This is a genomic window from Agromyces fucosus (assembly GCF_004134865.1).
GTDB classification, from domain to species: domain Bacteria; phylum Actinomycetota; class Actinomycetes; order Actinomycetales; family Microbacteriaceae; genus Agromyces; species Agromyces fucosus.
Genome location: NZ_SDPO01000004.1, coordinates 294,658 through 316,915, shown reverse-complemented (window position 1 = coordinate 316,915; position 22,258 = coordinate 294,658). Strand labels below are relative to the sequence as shown.

The following is a 22,258-nucleotide window of genomic DNA, read 5'->3' as shown; positions in this document are numbered from 1 at the left end:
GACCGCTACGCTTGCATGTCGTGACGGATGCACCGATCGGGATCTTCGACTCCGGGGTCGGCGGGCTCACCGTCGCCCGGGCCGTGAAAGACCAGTTGCCCAACGAGTCGATCCTCTACATCGGCGACCTCGAGCACTCGCCCTATGGGCCGAAGAAGATCGCCGACGTGCGCGGCTACGCGCTCGCGGTGCTCGACGACCTCGTTGCGCAGGGCGTGAAGATGCTCGTGATCGCCTGCAACACGGCTTCGGCCGCGATGCTCCGCGATGCTCGCGAACGCTACGACGTGCCCGTCGTCGAGGTGATCCAGCCCGCCGTGCGTCGTGCCGTCGCGACGACGAAGACCGGCAGGGTCGGCGTCATCGGCACCGCAGGCACCATCAGCTCACGCGCGTACGACGACGCGTTCGCCGCGGCCCCGCATCTCGAGCTGTTCTCGCGGGCCTGCCCGAGGTTCGTGGAGTTCGTCGAAGCCGGCGTCACCACCGGCGACGAGCTGCTCGCCGTCACCGAGGAGTACCTCGCGCCACTCAAGCGGGCGCGCATCGACACCCTCGTGCTGGGCTGCACGCACTACCCGTTCCTGAAGGGCGCGATCTCCTACGTCATGGGCGAGGAGGTCGCGCTCGTCTCGAGCGACGTCGAGACGGCGAACGACGTCTACCGGGTGCTCGTCGGCACCGGCACCGAACGCCGCGCCGCGACTCCGCCGAGCTACCGCTACGAGGCGACGGGCCGCTCGACGAGCGCGTTCCTCGACCTTGCCCATCGCCTCATCGGCCCCGAGATCCCGAGCGTCGAGCTCGTGGAGACGGGTGCCGTCACGATTCCAGACCACGTACGGCTTCGACAGGAGAACGCATGACCGAGGCATCCGAGCCCACCACCCTCATCCGCGCCGATGGGCGCACCGCCGATCAGCTGCGGGCGGTGACCATCGAGCGCGGCTGGAGCGAGCACGCCGAGGGCAGCGCCCTCATCTCGTTCGGCAAGACGAAGGTGCTCTGCACCGCGTCGTTCACGAACGGCGTGCCCCGCTGGATGAACGGCAAGGGCAAGGGCTGGGTCACCGCCGAGTATTCGATGCTGCCCCGCGCCACCAACACGCGCAACGACCGCGAGGCCGTGAAGGGCCGCATCGGCGGGCGCACGCACGAGATCAGCCGCCTGATCGGTCGCAGCCTCCGCGCCGTGGTCGACACCAAGGGGCTCGGCGAGAACACCATCCAGATCGACTGCGACGTGCTGCAGGCCGACGGCGGCACCCGCACCGCCGCGATCACGGGCGCCTACGTCGCACTCGCGGACGCGATCGAGTGGGCTCGGGCCAAGAAGTTCGTGGGCCAGCGCGCCCAGCCGCTCATCGACACGGTCTCAGCGGTGTCGGTCGGCATCATCGACGGCACGCCGATGCTCGACCTCGCCTACGTCGAGGACGTGCGCGCCGAGACCGACATGAACGTCGTCGCGACGGGTCGCGGCCTCTTCGTCGAGGTGCAGGGCACGGCCGAGGGTGCTCCGTTCGACCGCCGCGAGCTCGACTCGCTGCTCGACCTCGCCCTCGCGGGCACCGCCGAGCTCACCCGCATCCAGCAGCGCGTGCTCGCCGAGGCCGTCGCGGCAGCGGGGGAGTGACGCCGATGGGCCTCGAGATCGTGCTCGCCACCCACAACCAGCACAAGGTCGACGAGTTCCAGAAGATCCTGGGCGAGCGGATGCCGGGGCTCACGGTGCTCGCCTACGACGGGCCCGAACCCGTCGAGGACGGCACCTCGTTCGAGGAGAACGCGTTCATCAAGGCGAGAGCAGCTGCCGCGCACACCGGCCGCATCGCCCTCGCCGACGACTCGGGCATCGCGGTGGACGTCATGGGCGGGTCGCCGGGCATCTTCTCCGCCCGATGGGCGGGGCCGGGTCGGGGCGCGCAGGCGAACCTCGACCTGCTGCTCGCGCAGCTCGGCGACATCCGCGACCCGCATCGCACCGGGCACTTCCACTGCACTATCGCGCTCGTGGTGCCCGAGGCGGCCGGCGGCCCGCACGAGTACGCCGCCGTCGGCCTGTGGCCGGGGCGCATCGCGCTCGAGGAGTCGGGGGCGCACGGATTCGGGTACGACCCGATCTTCATGCCCGAGGGCTTCGAGGTCTCGGCAGCCGAGCTCGCGCCCGAGGTGAAGAACTCGCACAGTCATCGGGCCCGGGCGTTCGCGGCGCTCATTCCCGAGCTCGAGCGGATCAGCGCGGCTCGATGAGCGGTACGGCGGCCGGGTCGACCGGCCGCCGACTCGCTAGGAGGCGCGGCGGGCGCGGGCGGCGCGGCGCTTGAGGGCGCGGCGCTCGTCTTCGCTGAGGCCACCCCACACGCCCGAGTCCTGACCGGTCTCGAGGGCGTACTGCAGGCAGATCTCGGTGACGGTGCAGCGACCGCACACGGTCTTCGCCTTCTCGATCTGGTCGACGGCGGGGCCGGTGTTGCCGACCGGGAAGAAGAGTTCCGGGTCTGCGGTGAGGCAGGCGGCCTTGTCGCGCCAATCCATATGGGGATGCTCCTTGCGGGGTGTACTTCGATTGCAGACGCGCACGATTGCGCTTGCCGAAACCGGCTGCTGCAGGGGGAAAGCCGAATCTCGGGAAGTAGGATCAGAGACTGATCGGCTCACGTCCCTGTGAGCATCAATTCGGCCTCATAAATGGTCGCATAGCGGAGAGATCGAATCAATAGCTGTGTATGGGATAACCCTGTGAATCCGCGCGAGGATGCCCCCCTCGAGGCGCACGACGACTCATCCGACCGCGTTGCAACCCCCGATACCGGTGTGCGCACCGCACTCGTCGTGGTGAGCGTGCTGCTGCTCCTCGAAGCCGCAGCGATGGTCGCCCTCGTGATCTGGCTCGTGATCGACCTGTTCTCGCTCGAGCCGTCGTCGTACGCCACGGCGATCGCACTGCTCGTGCTCGTCGCGATCGGCGCCATCTGGGTGGTGACGGTGGCGCTCGGATCGCTCCGGCAGGCGCCGTGGTCGCGGGCGGCGGCGATCGTCTGGCAGATCCTGCAGGTCTCGATCGCCGTCGGCGCCTTCCAGGGCCTGTTCGCACGACCCGACGTGGGCTGGGCGCTGCTGGTGCCCGCCATCACCGTCATCGGGCTCCTGCTGTGGGCCCCGGTGCGCCTCGCCTACACCCGTCCTGAGGGCGGGGCGGCCGAGCTCTAGCCGTCGAGGCCGAGGTCGCGGCGCAGTCGCGCCACGTGCCCGGTCGCCTTGACGTTGTAGAAGGCGCGCTCGATGCGACCGTCTTCGCCGATCACGAACGTCGAGCGGATGGATCCGACGACGATCTTGCCGTAGAGCGACTTCTCTCCCCAGACGCCGTACGCCTGCTGCACCGCGAGGTCGGTGTCGGAGAGCAGCGTGTAGGTCAGCCGGTCACGGGCGGCGAACGCGGCGAGCTTCGCGACGTCGTCCTTCGAGACGCCGAGCACGCGGATGCCGGCGCTCGCGAACGAGTTCAGGTTGTCGCGGAAGTCGCAGGCCTCGGTCGTGCAGCCCGGGGTCATCGCCTCGGGGTAGAAGTAGAGCACCACCTTGGAGCCGCGGAGCTCCGAGAGGGTGACCGCGTCGCCGTTCTGGTCGAGCAGGGTGAAGTCGGGAGCGAGGTCGCCGGGGGCGAGTCGTGCATCGGTCATACCTCCATGGTAGGCACGTCGACGGATGCCTCGGCGCCGCTGGAGTCCGCACGCCGGCGTTGCCCCGTCAGACTGCGGTGCCGCCCGCGAAGGTCGTGAGCAGGCGCTGCAGGGACTCCAGGCGGGCCGGGCCGGTCTCGCCGAGCTCTCCGGCGGCGACGGCCTCGGCCATGGCGCAGTCGGGGGCATCCGGCAGGTGCGTGCACCCGCGCGGGCAGCGCTCGGCCAGTCGGTCGAGGTCGGTGAAGGCGCGCAGGATGTTCGCCCGATCGACGTGTCCGAGGCCGAACGAGCGCACACCGGGGGTGTCGATGACCCAGCCGGTTCCCGGCTCTGCGCCGGAGGGCCGTGCGCCGGGTGCGTCGGCGTCGGGGAGGTCGGCGGCGTCGAAGCGCAGCCACACCGTCGACGAGGACGTGTGGCGACCGCGGCCCGTGACGACGTTCACGTGGCCGGTGGCGCGCTTGGCGCTCGGCACGAGGGCATTCACGAGCGTGGACTTGCCGACGCCCGAGTGGCCGACGAACACCGTGCGGTGGCCGACGAGCACGCGTGCGATCTCGTCGAGCGGCATGGAATCCTCACCGCTGAGGAAGACGGTCAGGTCGAGGCCGGCGAAGTTGCGGAGGAACTCGGCCGGGTCGGCGAGGTCGGTCTTGGTGATGACGAGGAGCGGGCGGATGCCCGCGTCGAACGCCGCGACGAGGTAGCGGTCGAGCAATCGGATGCGCGGTTCGGGGTTCGCTGCGGCCACGACGATGAGCATCTGGTCGGCGTTGGCGACGATGACGCGCTCGACCTCGTCGGTGTCGTCGGCGCTGCGTCGCAGGAGGGTCGTGCGCTCGCCGACCCGCACGATGCGCGAGAGGGTGCCCGGTTCGCCGGACGTGTCGCCGACGAGGTCGACGTGATCGCCCGTGACGACCGACTTGCGGCGCAGTTCGCTGGCACGCGCCGCGGTGATCACGCGTTCGTCGGGGCCGTTCTCGTCGATCAGCACGCTGTAGCGCCCGCGGTCGACGCCGATCACCATGCCGGCGACGGCATCGGCGTGCTCGGGTCGCTGCTTCGTGCGCGGCCTGCTGCCACGGCGGCTCGGCCGCACCCGCACGTCGGACTCGTCGAACTCGGGCTCGTCGTCCTCGTCGTCGTCGGTGCTCCACCAGGTCATGCCAGCATCTGCTCCCAGAGCGCGGTGAACTGGGGGAGGGTCTTGCCCGTCGACGCGATGTCGTCGACGATGACGCCGGGCACCGCGAGGCCGATGATCGCGCCGCTCGTGGCCATGCGGTGATCGGCGTACGCCCGCCACGGCCCGCCGTGGAGGGGCGCCGGCACGATTCGCAGGCCGTCGTCGAGTTCGGTGACGTCGCCCCCGAGCCCGTTGATCTCTGCGGTGAGGGCGGCGAGGCGGTCGGTCTCGTGATGACGGATGTGACCGATGCCGGTGATCGTCGAGGGTCCGTCGGCGAGGGCCGCGAGCGCCACGAGGTTCGGCGCGAGCTCACCGGCCTCCGAGAGATCGAGGTCGACGCCGCGGATGCCGCGGCCGCCGTCGCTCCGCTCGGGCGCGTGCACGGTGAGCCGGTCGCCCTCGACCTCGACTCGAGCGCCGAACAGCGGCAGGATCTGCGCGAGCTGCGCGCCGACCTGCGTGGTCGCGGCGGGCCAGCCCGTGATCGTGACGGAACCGCCGGCGACGAGCGCCGCGACGAGGAACGGCGCGGCGTTCGACAGGTCGGGCTCGATGTCGACGTCGATCGCGCGGATCGGTCCGGGTGCGACCGTCCACCGACCGGGCTCCGGGCTCGTCACCTCGACGCCGCGCGCACGGAGGGTCTCGATCGTCATCTCGATGTGCGGCATGCTCGGCAGCCGCTCGCCGGAGTGGGTCAGGTCGAGGCCGTGCTCGAACCGCGGGGCCGACAGCAGCAGTGCGGAGACGAACTGGCTCGACGCCGAGGCGTCGATCTCGAGCGGCCCGCCGCCGACCGAGCCGGTGCCGTGCACGGTGAACGGGAGGGTGCCGCGCCGGTCGTCGTCGAGGTCGACACCGAGGGCGTGCAAGCCGTCGATCACCCCGGCCATGGGGCGGCGGCGCGCATGCTCGTCGCCGTCGAACATCGTGGGGCCGAGTGCGAGCGCGGCGACCGGCGGCAGGAACCGCATGACGGTGCCGGCGAGCCCGCAGTCGATGGTGGTCGAGCCGAGCAGCTCCTCGGCGGGCGTCACCCGGAGGTCGTCGCCGAATCCGCCGTGGCCGGGCACCCGCTCGAACCGGGTGCCGAGGGCGCGCAGGCCCTCGACCATGAGCTCGCTGTCGCGCGACCAGAGCGGCGCGCGCAGCGTCGACGGCCCGTCGGCGAGGGCGGCCAGCACGAGCTCGCGATTGGTGAGCGATTTCGAGCCGGGCAGGCCCAGCACCGCGGAGAGCGGGGCCGCGGCGACCGGCGCGCGCCACCCGTCATCCGTCTCGGTCTGCCGTGCATCGCCGTACGGATCGAATTCGGGTGCGGAATACTTCGAAATCTGCATCGGTTATCAACAGTAGCGTCCGGAAACGCGGAAGGAGTCGGTGTTGCGCATGTCGATCGGAGTACTCGAACGCCCCGCGGTCACAGGGGTCGACGATCTAGGATGGCCGGTGATGACTGCCGACCAGATCGATGCGACGCCGACCGACCCCGAGGCTGCCGAGACCTCCGAGCCCGGGGCCGCTGACAGCGAAGCGGCCGCGCGGCCGCTCAGCGAGCTCTTCGAAGAACAGGCGCTGCCGTTCATCGACCAGCTCTACGCCGCCGCGCTGCGCATGACGAAGAATCCGGCCGACGCGCAGGACCTCGTGCAGGAGACGTTCGTCAAGGCGTTCGCAGCATTCGGGCAGTTCACCCAGGGCACGAACCTGAAGGCGTGGCTGTACCGCATCCTCACGAACACCTTCATCAACAGCTACCGCAAGAAGCAGCGCGAGCCGTACCAGGGCACGATCGACGACCTCGAGGACTGGCAGCTCGGCGGCGCCGAGTCGACCACCGCGCGGGCGAGCCGTTCAGCCGAGGCCGAGGCGATCGACCACCTGCCCGACAGTGCCGTGAAGGACGCGCTGCAGGCACTCCCCGAAGACTTCCGCCTCGCGGTGTACTTCGCCGACGTCGAGGGCTTCTCCTACCAGGAGATCGCCGACATGATGAACACCCCCATCGGGACCGTGATGAGCCGCCTGCACCGTGGCAGGCGCCTGCTCCGCGAATCCCTCGCCGACTACGCCCGCGAACAGGGATTCGCCGCGGGCGAGAAGTCAGCCAAACCCACCAGGAGCACGAAATGACCGACTGCGGCTGCGACAAGGCGAGGGCCGAACTCGAGGAGTACCTGCACAACGAGCTGCGGGCGGCGGATGCATCCGACATCCGCGAGCACGTCGCGAACTGCGCCGACTGCCAGGCGGAGCTGCGCGTCGGCGTGGCGATCACCGAGGTCGTGCAGCGCGCGTGCCGCGAGAGCGCGCCCGAGCAGCTGCGGGTGCAGGTGCTGTCGCAGATCCGGCTGTACCAGTCGACGCACACCGTCGCCTGACGGTTCCGAGCGGCGTGCCGGTCTCAATCGTTCGTTCGATGCGGGCGATGACCGCCGCACCGTAGCGTCGGTGATGTGATCGACGACTCCGACCGAACGGCCAAGCGCCGCGTGCCCACGTGGCTGCGCGTCGCCATTCCCGCTGCCCTCATCCTCATCTGGTTCGCGCTCTTCGGCGCCGGCGGCGCGGCGTTCGGCTCGCTGAGCGACGTCTCGACGAACGACCAGGCGCAGTTCCTCCCCGCATCGGCCGAGGCGACCGAGGTGACCGAGCTGCAGGAGGGCTTCCGCGACTCCAATGACATCCCGGCGATCGTCGTGATCGCCGGCGACGAGGCGCTCGACGACGACCAGCTCGCCGAGATCGACGACCTCAGGGACGACCTGCTCGCGGTCGACGGCGTGAACGCCGACGGTGCGTCGCCCGTGCTCGCGTCCGACGACGGCGCCGCGGTCCAGATGATCCTGCCGATCGAGAAGGTCGAGGGCGGGGAGAAGCCGGCCGAGATCGTCGCCGAGGTCCGATCGGTGCTGGACGAGCACCCGATCGACGGGACCACGGCCGCCGTGACCGGCCCCGCCGGCTTCACCGCCGACCTCTCGGCGGCGTTCAGCGGCATCGACGGACTGCTGCTCGCCGTCGCGCTCGCCGCGGTGTTCCTCATCCTCATCGTCGTCTACCGCTCGCCGCTGCTGCCGTTCATCGTGCTCTTCACGAGCCTCACGGCGCTCTGCGCCTCGGTCTTCACGGTCGTGGCGCTCGCTCGCGCAGACATCCTGCTGCTCTCGGGGCAGACGCAGGGCATCCTGTTCATCCTCGTGATCGGCGCGGCCACCGACTACGCGCTGCTCTACATCTCGCGCTACCGCGAGACCCTCGCGCACCACGAACGCAAGTGGGACGCCACGTGGGCGGCGCTGAAGGGCTCGTGGGAGCCGATCGTGGCCTCGGGCGGCACCGTCATCGTCGGCCTCCTCATCCTGCTCGTGAGCGAGCTGACGTCGAACAAGGTGCTCGGTCCGGTCGCAGCGATCGGCATCGTGTTCGCCGTGCTCGCCGCGCTGACGCTCCTGCCCGCGCTGCTCCTCTGGGCTGGGCGCGCCGCCTTCTGGCCGAGGAAGGTCGCCCACGTCGGCGACCGCGCCGAGGTGCACGCCCGTCACGCGGCCGGCGTCGTCGACGCCTCGGCGCCCGACGAGTCCGACCTGCCCGATCGGGGCATCTGGGCGGGTGTCGGCCGACTCGTCTCGAAGCGACCGCGCACCGTCTGGATCGTCTCGGTGCTCGCACTCGGCGCCATGTCCCTCGGCCTCGCACAGCTCGACGCCGACGGCGTCGCGTCGAGCGAGTTCGTGCTGGGCGAGTCGCAGGCGCGCGACGGTCAGGCGATGCTCGGCGAGCACTTCCCAGCCGGGTCGGGCACCCCGGCGATCGTCATCGGCCCCGAGGACGAGCTGCAGCAGATGGCCGATGTCGCGCTCGACACGACCGGCGTGGACTCCGTCGCCGTCGTGAGTGCCGACTCGCCGGCCGGCACCGCGCCGGTCACGAGCGACGGCGTCGAGGCCTTCGGTCCGCCCGGCACGCCGGCACCTGCCCCGACCGTCGTGGACGGCGAGGTGCAGCTGCAGGTCACGCTCACCGACCCGTCGGACTCCCTCGAGGCCGAGGCGACGGTCGGCGAGCTTCGCTCGAACCTCGACGAGGTCGGCACCGACGTGCTCGTCGGCGGCCAGACCGCGGTCGCGCTCGACACCAACGCCGCGGCGATCGCCGACCGCACGCTCGTGATCCCGCTCGTGCTCGCCGCGATCCTCGTGATCCTGATGCTCCTGCTGCGATCCATCGTGGCGCCGCTCATCCTGATCGGCAGCGTCGTGCTCTCGTTCGCTGCCGCACTCGGCGTCTCGGCCCTGGTGTTCGAGCACGTGTTCCACTTCCCCGGGGCCGACCCGTCGGTGCCGCTCTTCGGATTCGTGTTCCTCGTCGCGCTCGGCGTCGACTACAACATCTTCCTGATGACGCGGGTGCGCGAGGAGTCCCTGCGGTTCGGCACGCGGTCCGGCATCATCCGGGGGGTGCGGCTCACGGGCGGCGTCATCACCTCGGCCGGGCTCGTGCTCGCAGCGACGTTCGCGGCGCTCGGAGTGCTGCCGATCCTGTTCCTCGCGCAGATCTCGTTCATCGTCGCCTTCGGCGTGCTGCTCGACACGTTCCTCGTTCGCACGCTCCTGGTGCCCGCGCTCGCGTACGACATCGGGCGAGCCATCTGGTGGCCGAGCAAGCTGTCGCGCGGCAAGGCCTGAGCAGGCGGAACGACGAAGCGAGCGGATGCCCCGGGGCATCCGCTCGCTTCGTTCGTTGCTGTTCGGGTCGCTACAGCGTCGTCGCGGTGCGCACGAGCTCCGCCTGCTCAGCGGCGTGCCGCTTCGCGGAACCGGTGGCGGGCGACGCCGCAGCCGTTCGCGCGACGACCCGCACTGGGCGGTCGCCGAGCTTGTTCGTCTCGATGATGAAGTACGGCCACGCGCCCTGGTTCTCGGGCTCGTCCTGCGCCCACATCAGCTCGGCGTTCGGGTACGAGTCCGCGACGTCCTTCAGCTGACCGGCGGGCAGCGGGTACAGCTGCTCGAGACGGACGACGGCGACCTCGGTGTTCTGCTGCTTCTCGAGCTCGGTGATGAGGTCGTAGTAGATCTTGCCCGAGACGAACACGACGCGCTTGACGGCGGCCCTGTCGGTGATCCGGGCGTCGTCGATGACGGGTTCGAAGCGGCCGCTCGTGAAGTCGGCGACCTCGCTCGTCGCGCCGCGGAGGCGGAGCATCGCCTTCGGCGTGAAGACGATCAGCGGGCGGCGCGGGCGGGCGTAGGCCTGGCGGCGCAGCAGGTGGAAGTACGACGCGGGCGTCGACGGGCGTGCCACCGTCATGTTGTTCTCGGCGCAGAGCTGGAGGTACCGCTCGATGCGGGCGCTCGAGTGGTCGGGACCCTGACCCTCGTAGCCGTGCGGCAGCAGGAGCACGACGCTCGAGCGCTGGCCCCACTTCTGCTCGGCCGACGAGATGAACTCGTCGATGATGGTCTGCGCGCCGTTGGCGAAGTCGCCGAACTGCGCCTCCCACATCACGAGTGCGTCGGCGCGCTCGACGGAGTAGCCGTACTCGAAGCCCATCGCCGCGTATTCGGAGAGCAGGGAGTCGTAGATCCAGAAGCGCGCCTGGTTCTCGGAGAGGTTCTGGAGCGGCAGCCACTCCTGGCCGTTCACCCGGTCGTGCAGCACGGCGTGGCGCTGCACGAACGTGCCGCGACGCGCGTCTTGCCCGGCGAAGCGCACCGGCGTGCCCTCGAGGAGGAGCGAACCGAGCGCGAGCAGCTCGCCGAAGCCCCAGTCGACCTTGCCGTTGCGGCTCATGTCGAGGCGCTTCGTCAGGAGCTGCTGGATCTTCGGGTGCACCGTGAAGCCCGACGGCTTGTTGTTGAACGCGTCGCCGATGGCGTGCACGACCTCGGTCGAGACGCCGGTGGTCTCGAGCTCGCCGGCGGCGGGCTCTTCGGGCTTGGCGGAATCGGTCGCCCCGATGATCGGGATGGCGCCGGTCTGCGCGGCGTGCGTCTCGGCGAAGGCGCGCTCGAGCCGGTCCTGGAAGTCGCGGTGCGCCTCTTCGTACTCGAGCTCGGTGATGTCGCCGCGGCCGACGAGCGCCTCGGTGTAGAGCTTGCGCACGGAGCGCTTCGCCTCGATGAGGTTGTACATGAGCGGCTGCGTCATCGAGGGGTCGTCGCCCTCGTTGTGGCCGCGACGGCGGAAGCAGACGAGGTCGATGACGACGTCGCGCTTGAACTCCTGGCGGTAGCGGAACGCGAGCTCGGCCACGCGGACGACGGCCTCGGGGTCGTCGCCGTTCACGTGGAAGATCGGGGCCTGGATCGTCTTCGCGACATCCGTCGAGTAGATCGATGAGCGGGCGTCGCCCGGCACCGTCGTGAAACCGACCTGGTTGTTGACGACGATGTGGATCGTGCCGCCCGTGCGGTAGCCGCGGAGCTGCGACATCTGCATGGTCTCGAGCACGACGCCCTGACCGGCCATCGCGGCGTCGCCGTGCACGAGGATCGGCAGCGTCGAGAAGGTGCCGATCGGCTTCCGGTCCTGCTTGGCGCGCACGATTCCCTCGAGCACGCCGTCGACGGCCTCGAGGTGCGAGGGATTCGCCGCGAGCGAGACGGGGATCTGGTGCCCGTCGTCGGCGGTGAAGGTGCCCTGGGTGCCGAGGTGGTACTTGACGTCACCCGAGCCCGAGAAGCCCTTCGACTGCTGGGTGCCTTCGAACTCGCGGAACACCTGGCCGTAGGTCTTGCCGGCGATGTTCGTGAGCACGTTCAGGCGGCCGCGGTGCGCCATGCCGATGGCGACCTCGTCGAGGCCCTCCTTCGCGGCGCCCTGCAGGATCTCGTCGAGCATCGGGATGACGGACTCGCCGCCCTCGAGGCTGAAGCGCTTCTGGCCGACGTACTTCGTCTGCAGGAAGGTCTCGAACGCCTCGGCCTCGTTGAGCTTGCCGAGGATGCGCATCTGCTCGTCGTGCGTCGGCTTCTCGTAGCTGCGCTCGACCTCGTTCTGGATCCACTTGCGCTGCACGGGGTCCTGGATGTGCATGTACTCGATGCCGATGGTGCGGCAGTACGAGTCGCGGAGCACGCCGAGGATGTCGCGGAGCTGTGCGGTGCGCGTGTCGCCGAAGCCGCCGGTGACGAACTCCCGGTCGAGGTCCCAGAAGGTCAGGCCGTGGCTCGCGATGTCGAGGTCGGGGTGGGAGCGCTGCACGTACTCGAGCGGGTCGATGTCGGCCATGAGGTGGCCGCGCACGCGGAAGGCGTTGATGAGCTCCTGCACGCGAGCGGTCTTGTCGATCGCGCTCGCGATGTCGACCGAGATGTCGGGCGCCCAGCGGATCGGCTCGTAGGGGAGCCGGAGCGCGGCGAAGAGGTTCTCGTAGAAGCCGCGCTGGCCGAGGAGCAGCTCGTGCACCTTCTTCAGGAACTCGCCCGAGCCGGCGCCCTGGATGACGCGGTGGTCGTAGGTCGAGGTCAGCGTGATCGTCTTGCCGATCGCGAGGTGCGCGAGGGTCTTCTCTGAGGCGCCCTGGAACTCGGCGGGGTACTCGAGGGCGCCGGCGCCGATGATGCAGCCCTGGCCCCGCATGAGCCGGGGCACGGAGTGCACGGTGCCGATGCCGCCGGGGTTGGTCAGCGAGACCGTGGCGCCGGCGAAGTCATCGGCCTTCAGCTTGTTCTGGCGGGCGCGCTGGACGAGGTCTTCGTACGCCGCGAGGTACTCGTTGAACGTCATCGTCTCGGCGCGCTTGATCGCTGGCACGAGTAGGGCACGGGTGCCGTCGGGCTTCGGGATGTCGATCGCGATGCCGAGGCCGATGTGCGCGGGCTTGACGAGGCTCGGCTTGCCGTCGGGCTCGGCGTAGTAGACGTTCTGGCTCGGGAACTCCTTGAGCGCCTGGATGAGCGCCCAGCCGATGAGGTGGGTGAAGGAGATCTTGCCGCCGCGCGAACGCCGCAGGTGGTTGTTGATCACGATGCGGTTGTCGATCATGAGCTTCGCCGGGATCGTGCGGACGCTCGTGGCGGTCGGCACGGTGAGCGAGGCGTCCATGTTGGCCGCGAGCGCCTTCGGCATGCCCTTGAGGGTGACGACCTCGTCTTCCTTCGGGGCGTCGGCGACGACGGGCTGCGGGCTCGTGACGGGCACATCGGCCGGCACGGGCTGCGTGCGCGGGGCGACCGACGTCGTGCGCGCCGCCGGGGTCTGACCGATGACGGGCACGGGTGCCGTGGAGGGCGCGGCGTGCTCGGCCGACGTCGCTGCCGGGGGCGCGGAGTCCGCCGGCGCGGCGGGCGGGGCGGTCTCAGCCGCGGGCGTCGCCGCCGCGGCATCCGTCGCCGGTGACCCGGTCGTCGGGTCTGCGCCCTCGGTCTTCACCTGGCGGTAGTGCTCGAGCACCGGCCACCAGGTCTTGTCGACCGATTGGGGATCGACGAGGAACTTCTCGTACATCTCGTCGACGAGCCATTCGTTGGCTCCGTATTCGCCCGACGTCGTCTCGTCGGATCCCGACCCGGTCAATTGGCTCGACACAGCCTCTCGCCCACTCTCTCCATTGATGCTGGAATTACCTGCTCCGTGGTCTCGCCATACGCGCGGGCATGACGAATCACCGTCTCCCAGCCTAATCCCCTCAATGGAGCCCTGAGCACGGCGCGGCGGTAGCGTGGCGGCATGGAGTTCTACCGGACGACACCCAGCCACGACCTCACCTACTCGGACGTGTTCCTCGTTCCGAGTCGTTCCGCCGTCACGAGCCGTCTCGACGTCTCGCTCGCGCCCGATGACGGCTCGGGCGCCTCCATCCCGCTCGTGTCGGCGAACATGAACTCGATCACCGGTCCGCGACTGGCTGCCACGCTCGCACGCCGCGGCGGGCTCGGCGTGTTGCCGCAGGACATGCACCTGCAGGACCTCGACGCGGCGATCCGCGCGGTCAAGGCGCAGTCGCCGCGCTTCGACACTCCGCACGACTTCAGTCCGGATGCCACGGCCGCCGACGCACTCGAGGTGCTGCCGCCGATCGCGGGTCACGGCATAGTGCTGCACGACTCGCGAGGCGAGTACGTCGGATGCATCCCCGCCGATCGCCTCGCTACGGCCCTGCCCGATGCGCGCCTCGGCGACCTCGTGCACGGCGGGCTCGCCTCCCTCGACGCCGACGACGTGTCGTCGCCCCGCAGGGCCTTCGACCTCATGGTCGAAGCCGGCCTCGAGTTCGCCCCGGTGCTCGAGCACGGGCGCGTGGTCGGCACCCTCAGCCGCCGGAGCGCGCTGCGCGGCACGATCTACGAGCCGAACGTCGACGCCGGCGGACGACTCAGGGTGGCGGCCGCGGTCGGCATCAACGGCGACGTCGCGGCGAAGGCGACGGCGCTCGCGGCCGCGGGCGTCGACATGCTCGTGATCGACACCGCGCACGGGCACCAAGAGGGCATGCTCCGCGCCGTGTCGATCGTTCGCTACCTCGGGCTCGACCTCCCGATCGTCGCGGGCAACATCGTGACCGCCGACGCGGTCGCCGACCTCGTCGAGGCCGGTGCCGACGTGCTGAAGGTGGGGGTCGGGCCGGGCGCGATGTGCACGACCCGCATGATGACCGCCGTCGGTCGCCCCCAGTTCTCCGCGGTGCTCGAGACGGCCGAGGCCGCTCGGGAGCTCGGCGCGGCCGTGTGGGCCGACGGCGGCGTGCGCTACCCGCGCGACGTCGCCCTCGCGCTCGCCGCCGGGGCGGCATCGGTCATGATCGGCTCCTGGTTCGCGGGCACCATCGAGGCTCCGGGCCTGCTGCGGCACGATGCATCCGGTCGCCTCTACAAGGAGAGCTGGGGCATGGCCTCGACGAAGGCCGTGCGCGAGCGCTTCGACCGGCTCTCGCCCTACGAGCTGGCGCGCAAGGAGCTGTTCGCCGAGGGCATCTCGTCGTCGGCCATCTCGCTCGACCCGCTGCGCCCCTCGATCGAGGACCTGCTCGACATGATCACCTCGGGGGTGCGCAGCTCGTTCACGTACGCGGGTGCGCGCACGCTCGAGGAGTTCCGCGACCGCGCGCTCGTCGGCATCCAGTCGGCGGCGGGATACGAGGAGGGCAAGGCGCTGCCCGTCAGCTGGTGAACCGATGCAGCCCCAGGGCTGTGGATGGCGCCGCCGATCCGCCGCTCGCGCCGATACGCTGCGGTGCCATGGTGCATCCGTTCGAGATCATGGCTCAGCCGATCCGTCGCCGGATCGTCGAGGTGCTCGCGGTCGGCGACCACACGGCCGGTGAACTCTGCGACGTCGTGACGGTCGAGCACGGGGTCTCGCGGACCGCGGTCTCCCACCACCTGGCCGCGCTGCGGGAACGCGGCGTGGTCCGTTCGGATGTCGACGCCGCCGATCCGCGGGCCAGACGGTACTTCCTCGATTCGGAGTTCCTGATGCGGCTCGACGACGCCGTCTGCGAGCTCTTCGAGCTCTGGGACCATCGGTACGGCACCGCGCAGGGCCGGGCGCCGCTCGTCGACCCGCGTCGCACCAGGGTGCGCCTCCACCGCTTCGGGGACGCGGCAGATCGACGCCGCGCGCGATCGATCGCGGCGTGGACCGACGACGACGCGGCGGAACGCTCGAACTGACCGGTGACCGATGCCCGCTCGCCGGTGACCGGTGACCGATGACCGGTGACGGCAGTCCTCGATCGTCGTTCGAGTCGGAGACCGAACGGTCGTGATCGATGTCTCGCTGAATTCCTCGTGTGAGATCTGCCTCATGTGAGGCAGATCTCACATGGTGCAAGACGAGTGACGTTCGCCCTGGTCGGGATGATCTCGGGCACGGCAGGGCACGGCAGGGCAGGGCAGGGCGGGCAGGGCACGGCAGTGCAGGGGAGGGCAGGGCAGGCAGGGCTGACAGGGCACGGCAATGCAGGGGAGGGCAGGGCAGGGCACGGCAGTGCAGGGGAGGGCAGGGCAGGCAGGGCTGACAGGGCACGGCAATGCAGGGGAGGGCAGGGCAGGGCAGGGCAGGCAGGGCACGGCAGTGCAGGGGAGGGCGGGCAGGGCACGGCAGTGCAGGGGAGGGCAGGGCAGGCAGGGCTGACAGGGCACGGCAGTGCAGGGGCGGGCAGGGCAGGGCAGGGCAGGGCAGGCAGGGCAGGGCAGGCAGGGCACGGCAGTGCAGGGGAGGGCAGGGCGGGCGAAGCGGATGCGGAGGGCGTGTGACGCTCCGGTTACGGCTGGGCGATCGCACGGAGCGCGCCGATATACTGAGGCGACAATGGACGATCCTCCCTCTGCCACTGCTCCCGGTCATAGACCCCCGCCCGTGACTGCTCGCGGAGGTGGCGATGTCTGAGTGGATACTCCTCGGCATCGGGCTCCTCCTCACGATCGGCACGGGCTTGTTCGTCGCCAGCGAGTTCGCCCTCGTCAATCTCGATCGGGCCGACCTCGAGGCGCGTCGCGCGAGGGGTGAGACGAAGCTCGCGCTCACCATCGCAGCGCTGAAGATCACCTCGACGCACCTGTCGAGCGCGCAGCTCGGCATCACGCTGACCACACTGCTCACCGGCTACACGATGGAGCCGGCGATCTCGTCGCTCCTCGCAGGTCCGCTGGCCGCGATCGGCGTGCCCGAGGCGTTCGTGCGCCCCGTCGGCACCATCACCGCGGTCGTCGTCGCCACCCTGCTCTCGATGGTCCTCGGCGAGCTCGTGCCCAAGAACTTCGCGCTCGCCCTGCCGCGGCAGACGGCGGTGCTCGTGATCCCCTTCCAGACGGCGTTCACGTGGGTCTTCCGTCCCGCCATCTCGCTGCTGAACGGCAGCGCGAACGGAATCCTCCGCTCCTTCGGCATCGAGCCGAAGGAGGAGCTCTCCGGTGCCCGATCAGCCGAGGAGCTCTCGTCGCTCGTGCGGCGCTCGGCGAGTGCTGGAATGCTCGAGCAGGACACGGCGACCCTCCTCGGCCGCACGCTGCGGTTCGCCGACCACGACGCCTCCGACGTGATGACTCCGCGCCCGCGCGTCGCCGCCGTGCAGCGCCAGGAGCCCGCCGAAGCCGTGCTCGAGCTCGCACGGACGACCGGGTACTCCCGCTTCCCCGTGTACGACGAGAACCTCGACGACGTCGTCGGGCTCGTGCACGTCAAGCAGGCGGTCGCGGTTCCGCGAGAGAAGCGCTCCGAGGTGCCGGCATCGGCGCTGCAGTCCGACGCGCTGCGCGTGCCCGAGACGATGAAGCTCGACACGCTCCTCGAAGAGCTCAGGGGTCGCGGCTACCAGATGGCCGTCGTCGTCGACGAATACGGCGGCACTGCGGGGGTGGCCACCCTCGAGGACCTCGTCGAGGAGCTCGTCGGCGAGGTCTCCGACGAGCACGACCGCACGCGCGCGGGAATCGTCCGGCGCGGCGACGACGTGAGCTTCCCCGGAATACTGCGACCCGACGAACTGCTCGAGCGCACCGGCATCCGCGTGCCCGAGAACGGAGACTACGAGACCGTGGCCGGATTCGTCATGGCCGAACTCGGGCGACTGCCCGCCGTCGGCGACGAGGTGCTCATCGAAGACGGCACGCTCGTCGTGCAGCGACTCGACGGACGTCGCATCGACCGGGTGAGGTTCGTGCCGAATCCCCTGCCCGAAGCCGACGACCTCGAAGGGGGCGACCGATGAGCGACTGGGCCGGCATCGTCTGGCTGATCGTGCTGCTCATCGCGAACGCCTTCTTCGTCGGCGCCGAGTTCGCCGTCATCTCGGCTCGGCGATCGCAGATCGAGCCGCTCGCCGAGCAGGGCAAGCGCAGCGCCAAGACCGCGCTCTGGGCCATGGAGCACGCGACGCTCATGCTCGCCATGAGCCAGCTCGGCATCACGATCTGCTCGCTGCTGATCCTGAACGTGTCCGAGCCCGCGATCCACCACCTGCTCGAGGTGCCGCTGCACCTCACGGGCTGGTCGGCCGAGGTCGTCTCGACGATCGCGTTCATCGTGACCCTCGTGCTCGTGTCCTACCTGCACGTCGTGTTCGGCGAGATGGTGCCGAAGAACCTGTCGTTCTCGGTGCCCGACCGGGCGGTGCTGCTGCTCGCGCCGCCGCTCGTCTTCCTCGCCCGCATCTTCCGGCCCATCATCGTGGCGCTGAACGCCACCGCCAACGGGGTGCTCCGGCTCTTCGGCGTCGAGCCGAAGAACGAGGCGAACTCGACCTACACGCTCGAGGAGGTGCAGACGATCGTGCACCAGTCGCGCCGCGAGGGCGTCCTCGACGACGCGAGCGGCACCCTGACCGCCGCCTTCGAGTTCACGACGAAGCGCGTGCAGGACGTCGCGGTGCCGCTCGAGTCGCTCGTCAGCCTGCCGCCAGCTGCGACTCCCCGCGACGTGGAGCGAGCGGTGGCCCGTCGCGGGTTCTCGCGCTATCCGATCCTCGACGAGTCGGGTGAGCCCGACGGCTATGTGCACCTGAAGGATGTGATCGACCTCGACGACGACGAGCTCGACGACCCGATCCCGGCCAAGCGCGTGCGTCGTCTCGTGTCGATCTACGCGGGCACCGACCTCGAGGACGCGCTCGCGACGATGCGTCGCCTCGGCACGCACGTCGCCCGCACCTTCGATGAGGACGGCGCCACGACCGGCGTCATCTTCCTCGAGGACATCATCGAGGAGCTCGTGGGCGAAGTGCAGGACGCCACGCGACGCGGCTGATCCGTGCGCGCCGGCGGCGGGTGCTCTCCCGGATGGGGGACTGCCGCCGCCTGGCTGCGCGCGTAGACTCCACAATGGATGAAAGCGAGGATCCATCATGTTCGAGTCAGCGCGCGCGTACTCCGTCCTTCCGGCATCCGACCTCGAGCGGGCCGTCCGGTACTGGAAGGACACCTTCGACCTCGACCCGGTGATGACCGACGAGACCGGCGTGCTCTTCGAGGTCGCGGGCGGACGCGTGCTCGTCTACGAGACCCAGTTCGCCGGCACGGCTCGCAACACGGCGTTCGGCATCGACACCGACGACCTCGACGCGGCGATGTCGGAGCTCCGGTCGCGCGGCGTCGAGTTCGCCGACTACGACATGCCGGGACTCACGACCGTCGACGGCGTCGCCGAGATGGACGGAATGCGGTCCGCCTGGTTCACCGACAGCGAGGGCAACATCATCGCCATCGGCGAGCGCAGCTGACCTCCGGTCTGCCCGGGGCCGGCTCAGACGAGGGCGCGGAGCCACGCCTCGAGCGATGCGGCATCCGTGAACACGTGCCCGTCGCCGCCGACCGCCTTCGCGCCCTCGACGTTCTCGGCCTTGTTGTCGATGAACACGAAGTCGGATGCCGCGATGCCGAGCTCGTCGATGACGTGCTCGTAGATCGCGGCGTCGGGCTTCACCAGGTCGAGCTCGCCGCTGACGAACACCCGGTCGAACAGCGGGGCGAACGAACCGTGCCGCAGCCACCCCGAGTAGTCCGCCCCCGCGTTGGAGAGCAGCGCGAGACGGGTGCCGCCCGCCGCGAGGGCGTGCAGCACGCCGAGCGTGCCCGGATCGAGCGACAGCCAGCCCCGGTGATCGATCGCCCAGAGCTCGTGCACGTCGACGACGTTCCATTCGACGCCCAGATCTGCCGCGACGGCCTGCCAGTACTCGGCGATCGAGGTGGTGCCGCGGTCGAGGCCCGTTCGATGCTCCCAGTAGGCCGTCCAGAACTCCTCGGCACGCTCGCGCACCCCGGCGCGCGCCAGCAGACTCGCTCGGTCGGCTTCGCTCGGCTCGCGTGAGATGACCTCGCCGTAGTCGAAGACGACGACACGGGGAGCGAGGCTGATCGGTGCGGGAAGTGTCTGAGGCATCCCCGCCAACCTATCGTGGGAGCATGAACAGCCCGTGGCAGGAATGGACCGCCGCCGATGCGGCGGAATGGATCGTGGCACCGCTCGCCGATGACGACAAGTACTCGCGAGGCGTGCTCGGCATCGTGGCCGGCTCGCCCGAGTACCCGGGTGCGGCGGTGCTGTCCGTGGAGGCCGCGCATCGCGCCGGCCTCGGCATGGTGCGTTACACCGGCCCCCGGGCGGTGCGCACGGCGGTGCTCGCCCGTAGGCCCGAGACCGTCACCGCGCCCGGCCGGGTGCAGGCGTGGCTCGTCGGCTCCGGCATCGACATGGGGCGGCGCTCGTTCATGCTCATGGGCGACCTGCAGGGATCGCTCGCGTCCGGTCTGCCCGTCGTGCTCGACGCCGGTGCGCTCGACCTCGTCGGCACCCACACGGCACCCACCGTCATCACGCCTCACGCCAGGGAACTCGCCGCCCTGCTCGCCTCGCGCGAGATCGACACGAGCATCGCGCAGGTGCGCGACGACCCGGCCGGGTGGGCGCTCCGGGCCGCGAAGGAACTCGGGGTGGCCGTGCTGCTGAAGGGCGCGGTCACCCACGTCTGCGATCCCGACGGCGATCGCTACACGATCACGGCGCCGACCCACTGGCTGGCCTCGGCCGGCACCGGAGACGTGCTCGGCGGTATCCTCGGAGCCCTCGTCGCCACCCACCACGAGCGCATCACGGAGGACGCGGAGGTGCTCACGGCGCTCGCGGCGACCGCGGCCTGGGTGCACGGCGAGGCGGCGCGGCGTGCGACCGCAGCGGTCGGCGGCGGACCGATCACGGCGCTCGACATCGCCGAGTCGATCCCGCCCGTCATCGGGGCCCTGCTCGCGGGCTGAGCGAATCCGCCTCAGCCGGCGAGGAACCTCGCGAGGAACTCGCGCGTGCGCTCTTCGCGGGGCGCCTCGAAGAACTGCCGCGCCGGGGCGTCCTCGATGATCCGGCCGGCGTCGAGGAAGACGACGCGGTCGGCGACCTCGCGCGCGAACGCCATCTCGTGCGTGGCCATCACGATCGTCGTGCCGCCGTCGGCGAGGGAGCGCACGAGCGCGAGCACCTCGCCGACGAGCTCGGGGTCGAGGGCGCTCGTCACCTCGTCGAGCAGCAGCAGCTCTGGCCCGGTCGCGATCGCGCGCACGATCGCGGCGCGCTGCTGCTGGCCTCCCGACAGCCGGTCGGGGAACGCGCGGGCGAAGTCGGCCAGTCCGATCGAGGCGAGCAGCTCGAGCCCTCGGCGCTCGGCCTCGGCGCGCGGCACCCGGTGCACGAGCCGCGACGCGAGCGTCACGTTGTCGAGCACGCTGAGGTGGGGGAACAGGTTGTAGTGCTGGAAGACGACTCCGATGCGGGCCCGCACGCCGTCGGCGTCGACGCGAGGATCGCTGACCTCCTCGCCGCGCAGCAGGATCTCGCCGTCGTCGACCTGCTCGATCAGGTTGATCGTGCGGAGCAGGGTCGACTTGCCCGACCCGCTCGCACCGACGAGCGCGACGACCTCGTGCGCCGCCACGTCGAGGTCGATGCCGTCGAGCACGACGTGGTCGCCGAACGCCCGGCGGACTCCTCGGAGCCGCAGCACCGGCTCGGTCACGGAAGCGGATGGCGCGTTCATACGATGCTCCCGACCTGCTCGCGCGCCCGCATGCGTGCCGACAGCCAGTCGGTCAGGCGGATCATGGGCCAGGCGAGCAGCACGAAGAGCAGGCCCGCCACCACGTAGGGCGTGAAGTTGAAGTAGTGCGCCGTCTCGATCTGCGCGGCACGCACGGCATCGACGGCACCGAGCACCGAGATCAGCCCCACGTCCTTCTGCATGGCGACGAAGTCGTTCATGAGGGCCGGCGTCACCTTACGGAACGCCTGCGGCAGCACGATGCGCCGCATCGTCTGACCGTGGCTGAGGCCCAGCGACCGGGCGGCGAGCCGCTGCGACGGGTGCACCGCCTCGATGCCGGCTCGGAACACCTCGGAGACGTAGGCCGAGTACGTGAGGATGAGGGCGATCGTGCCCAGCACGGCGACGGGCACCCGGGGGAAGAAGTCGAGACCGGGCACCCCGTAGCCGATCAGGTACAGCACGATGATGAGCGGCATGCCGCGGAAGAGGTCGGTGTAGCCGGCCGCGAGCGCCCGCAGCGGGAAGAACACCGGACCTCGAAGGGTGCGGAGGGTCGCCAGCAGCAGGGCGACGATCACCACGCCGACGCTCGCGCCGACGAGCACCTGGATGTTCAGCCAGAGGCCCTCGAGGATGCGGGGGAGCGAGGCGAGTGCGACCGTCGGGTCGAAGAACGTCTGCTGCACCTGCGCCCACCCGGGCGAGCCGATAAGGGCCCACGCGAGCAGGCCCGCGAGCACGATCGTCGAGAGCGCACTGACGAGCACCGAGCGACCGGTCTGGCGCTTCCGGAACGCGCGCCGCTCGAGCTCTAGGGTGCTCGGCTGCCACGCGGTCGACGAGCCGCGGGCGTCGGTCGTGTCGGTCACGGACTCACGCTATCGGCGGTCGGCGGATGTC

The 22,258-nt window shown here is 70.3% G+C and carries 21 protein-coding genes; 13 read left to right on the top strand and 8 right to left on the bottom strand.

All coding sequences use genetic code 11. The annotated features are described in order from the left end of the window. Nucleotides 1–20: 20 nt before the first annotated feature. Genes murI through rdgB form a run of 3 tightly spaced genes read left to right on the top strand, consistent with a single transcriptional unit; the run spans nucleotide 21 to nucleotide 2,253 of the window. Nucleotides 21–866: a glutamate racemase gene (gene murI, locus ESP57_RS16985; RefSeq protein ID WP_129232347.1), complete on the top strand. Its 846-nt coding sequence runs from the start codon at nucleotides 21–23 to the stop codon at nucleotides 864–866. Continuing rightward, nucleotides 863–1,636 (top strand): ribonuclease PH, encoded by a 774-nt coding sequence (gene rph / locus ESP57_RS16980; RefSeq protein ID WP_056014254.1) that lies wholly within the window; start codon nucleotides 863–865, stop codon nucleotides 1,634–1,636. Before murI ends, rph begins: the two co-directional genes overlap by 4 nt. A gap of 5 nt (nucleotides 1,637–1,641) precedes the next feature. Further along, nucleotides 1,642–2,253: an RdgB/HAM1 family non-canonical purine NTP pyrophosphatase gene (gene rdgB, locus ESP57_RS16975; RefSeq protein ID WP_129232346.1), complete on the top strand. Its 612-nt coding sequence runs from the start codon at nucleotides 1,642–1,644 to the stop codon at nucleotides 2,251–2,253. A gap of 36 nt (nucleotides 2,254–2,289) precedes the next feature. On the opposite strand, the gene ESP57_RS16970 is transcribed toward rdgB, so the two are convergent. Then, nucleotides 2,290–2,538 (bottom strand): WhiB family transcriptional regulator, encoded by a 249-nt coding sequence (locus tag ESP57_RS16970; protein WP_022893204.1) that lies wholly within the window; start codon nucleotides 2,536–2,538, stop codon nucleotides 2,290–2,292. A 204-nt stretch (nucleotides 2,539–2,742) separates the two neighbouring features. Here ESP57_RS16970 and ESP57_RS16965 point away from each other — a divergent pair, with 204 nt between their 5' ends. After that, nucleotides 2,743–3,213, top strand: a complete 471-nt coding sequence (locus tag ESP57_RS16965; protein ID WP_243648566.1) for a hypothetical protein — start codon at nucleotides 2,743–2,745, stop codon at nucleotides 3,211–3,213. Here the strand turns inward: ESP57_RS16965 and bcp are convergent. The 3 genes from bcp to aroA form a co-directional block, all read right to left on the bottom strand. After that, nucleotides 3,210–3,686: a thioredoxin-dependent thiol peroxidase gene (gene bcp / locus ESP57_RS16960; RefSeq protein ID WP_115962190.1), complete on the bottom strand. Its 477-nt coding sequence runs from the start codon at nucleotides 3,684–3,686 to the stop codon at nucleotides 3,210–3,212. The genes ESP57_RS16965 and bcp overlap by 4 nt on opposite strands. 67 nt (nucleotides 3,687–3,753) lie before the next feature. Beyond that, nucleotides 3,754–4,857, bottom strand: coding sequence for a ribosome small subunit-dependent GTPase A (gene rsgA / locus ESP57_RS16955; protein WP_056014243.1), 1,104 nt, complete (start codon nucleotides 4,855–4,857; stop codon nucleotides 3,754–3,756). Next, nucleotides 4,854–6,221, bottom strand: a complete 1,368-nt coding sequence (gene aroA / locus ESP57_RS16950) for a 3-phosphoshikimate 1-carboxyvinyltransferase (protein ID WP_056014240.1) — start codon at nucleotides 6,219–6,221, stop codon at nucleotides 4,854–4,856. The genes rsgA and aroA overlap by 4 nt, the downstream gene beginning before the upstream one ends. 112 nt (nucleotides 6,222–6,333) lie before the next feature. Here aroA and ESP57_RS16945 point away from each other — a divergent pair, with 112 nt between their 5' ends. The 3 genes from ESP57_RS16945 (at nucleotide 6,334) to ESP57_RS16935 (ending at nucleotide 9,569) form a co-directional block, all read left to right on the top strand. After that, nucleotides 6,334–7,014 carry a sigma-70 family RNA polymerase sigma factor gene (locus ESP57_RS16945; RefSeq protein ID WP_115962196.1) on the top strand — a complete coding sequence of 227 codons (681 nt, stop codon included), beginning with the start codon at nucleotides 6,334–6,336 and terminating at the stop codon, nucleotides 7,012–7,014. Further along, the gene (locus tag ESP57_RS16940; protein WP_056014237.1) at nucleotides 7,011–7,262 is read left to right on the top strand and encodes a zf-HC2 domain-containing protein; all 252 of its coding nucleotides are present in this window, start codon (nucleotides 7,011–7,013) and stop codon (nucleotides 7,260–7,262) included. Before ESP57_RS16945 ends, ESP57_RS16940 begins: the two co-directional genes overlap by 4 nt. 75 nt (nucleotides 7,263–7,337) lie before the next feature. Continuing rightward, nucleotides 7,338–9,569: an MMPL family transporter gene (locus ESP57_RS16935; protein ID WP_235507798.1), complete on the top strand. Its 2,232-nt coding sequence runs from the start codon at nucleotides 7,338–7,340 to the stop codon at nucleotides 9,567–9,569. Nucleotides 9,570–9,639: 70 nt separating this feature from the next. Here ESP57_RS16935 and ESP57_RS16930 read toward each other — a convergent pair whose 3' ends face one another. Beyond that, the gene (locus ESP57_RS16930) at nucleotides 9,640–13,416 is read right to left on the bottom strand and encodes a multifunctional oxoglutarate decarboxylase/oxoglutarate dehydrogenase thiamine pyrophosphate-binding subunit/dihydrolipoyllysine-residue succinyltransferase subunit (protein ID WP_129232345.1); all 3,777 of its coding nucleotides are present in this window, start codon (nucleotides 13,414–13,416) and stop codon (nucleotides 9,640–9,642) included. Nucleotides 13,417–13,557: 141 nt separating this feature from the next. Between ESP57_RS16930 and guaB1 the strand changes: the two genes are divergently transcribed. The 5 genes from guaB1 (at nucleotide 13,558) to ESP57_RS16900 (ending at nucleotide 19,045) form a co-directional block, all read left to right on the top strand. Further along, nucleotides 13,558–14,997, top strand: a complete 1,440-nt coding sequence (gene guaB1, locus ESP57_RS16925; protein ID WP_129232344.1) for a GMP reductase — start codon at nucleotides 13,558–13,560, stop codon at nucleotides 14,995–14,997. A gap of 68 nt (nucleotides 14,998–15,065) precedes the next feature. Continuing rightward, nucleotides 15,066–15,500, top strand: coding sequence for an ArsR/SmtB family transcription factor (locus ESP57_RS16920; RefSeq protein WP_129232343.1), 435 nt, complete (start codon nucleotides 15,066–15,068; stop codon nucleotides 15,498–15,500). Nucleotides 15,501–16,210: 710 nt separating this feature from the next. After that, nucleotides 16,211–17,539, top strand: a complete 1,329-nt coding sequence (locus tag ESP57_RS16910) for a hemolysin family protein (protein WP_056014224.1) — start codon at nucleotides 16,211–16,213, stop codon at nucleotides 17,537–17,539. Next, the gene (locus tag ESP57_RS16905) at nucleotides 17,536–18,573 is read left to right on the top strand and encodes a hemolysin family protein (protein WP_129232342.1); all 1,038 of its coding nucleotides are present in this window, start codon (nucleotides 17,536–17,538) and stop codon (nucleotides 18,571–18,573) included. Before ESP57_RS16910 ends, ESP57_RS16905 begins: the two co-directional genes overlap by 4 nt. Before the next feature lie 97 nt (nucleotides 18,574–18,670). After that, nucleotides 18,671–19,045 carry a VOC family protein gene (locus ESP57_RS16900; protein WP_056014218.1) on the top strand — a complete coding sequence of 125 codons (375 nt, stop codon included), beginning with the start codon at nucleotides 18,671–18,673 and terminating at the stop codon, nucleotides 19,043–19,045. Between the two features lie 23 nt (nucleotides 19,046–19,068). On the opposite strand, the gene ESP57_RS16895 is transcribed toward ESP57_RS16900, so the two are convergent. Next, complete coding sequence (locus ESP57_RS16895; RefSeq protein ID WP_129232341.1) at nucleotides 19,069–19,707, bottom strand: HAD family hydrolase; 639 nt, start codon at nucleotides 19,705–19,707, stop codon at nucleotides 19,069–19,071. Nucleotides 19,708–19,730: 23 nt separating this feature from the next. Here ESP57_RS16895 and ESP57_RS16890 point away from each other — a divergent pair, with 23 nt between their 5' ends. Next, nucleotides 19,731–20,579 carry an ADP-dependent NAD(P)H-hydrate dehydratase gene (locus ESP57_RS16890; protein WP_115962215.1) on the top strand — a complete coding sequence of 283 codons (849 nt, stop codon included), beginning with the start codon at nucleotides 19,731–19,733 and terminating at the stop codon, nucleotides 20,577–20,579. A gap of 11 nt (nucleotides 20,580–20,590) precedes the next feature. Here the strand turns inward: ESP57_RS16890 and ESP57_RS16885 are convergent, their stop codons facing one another. Together ESP57_RS16885 and ESP57_RS16880 are read right to left on the bottom strand one after the other, a co-directional pair. Then, nucleotides 20,591–21,352 carry an amino acid ABC transporter ATP-binding protein gene (locus tag ESP57_RS16885; RefSeq protein WP_129232340.1) on the bottom strand — a complete coding sequence of 254 codons (762 nt, stop codon included), beginning with the start codon at nucleotides 21,350–21,352 and terminating at the stop codon, nucleotides 20,591–20,593. Beyond that, a complete protein-coding gene (locus tag ESP57_RS16880) occupies nucleotides 21,349–22,227 on the bottom strand; it encodes an amino acid ABC transporter permease (RefSeq protein ID WP_129232339.1) in 879 nt (292 codons plus the stop codon). Before ESP57_RS16880 ends, ESP57_RS16885 begins: the two co-directional genes overlap by 4 nt. Nucleotides 22,228–22,258: the final 31 nt, after the last annotated feature.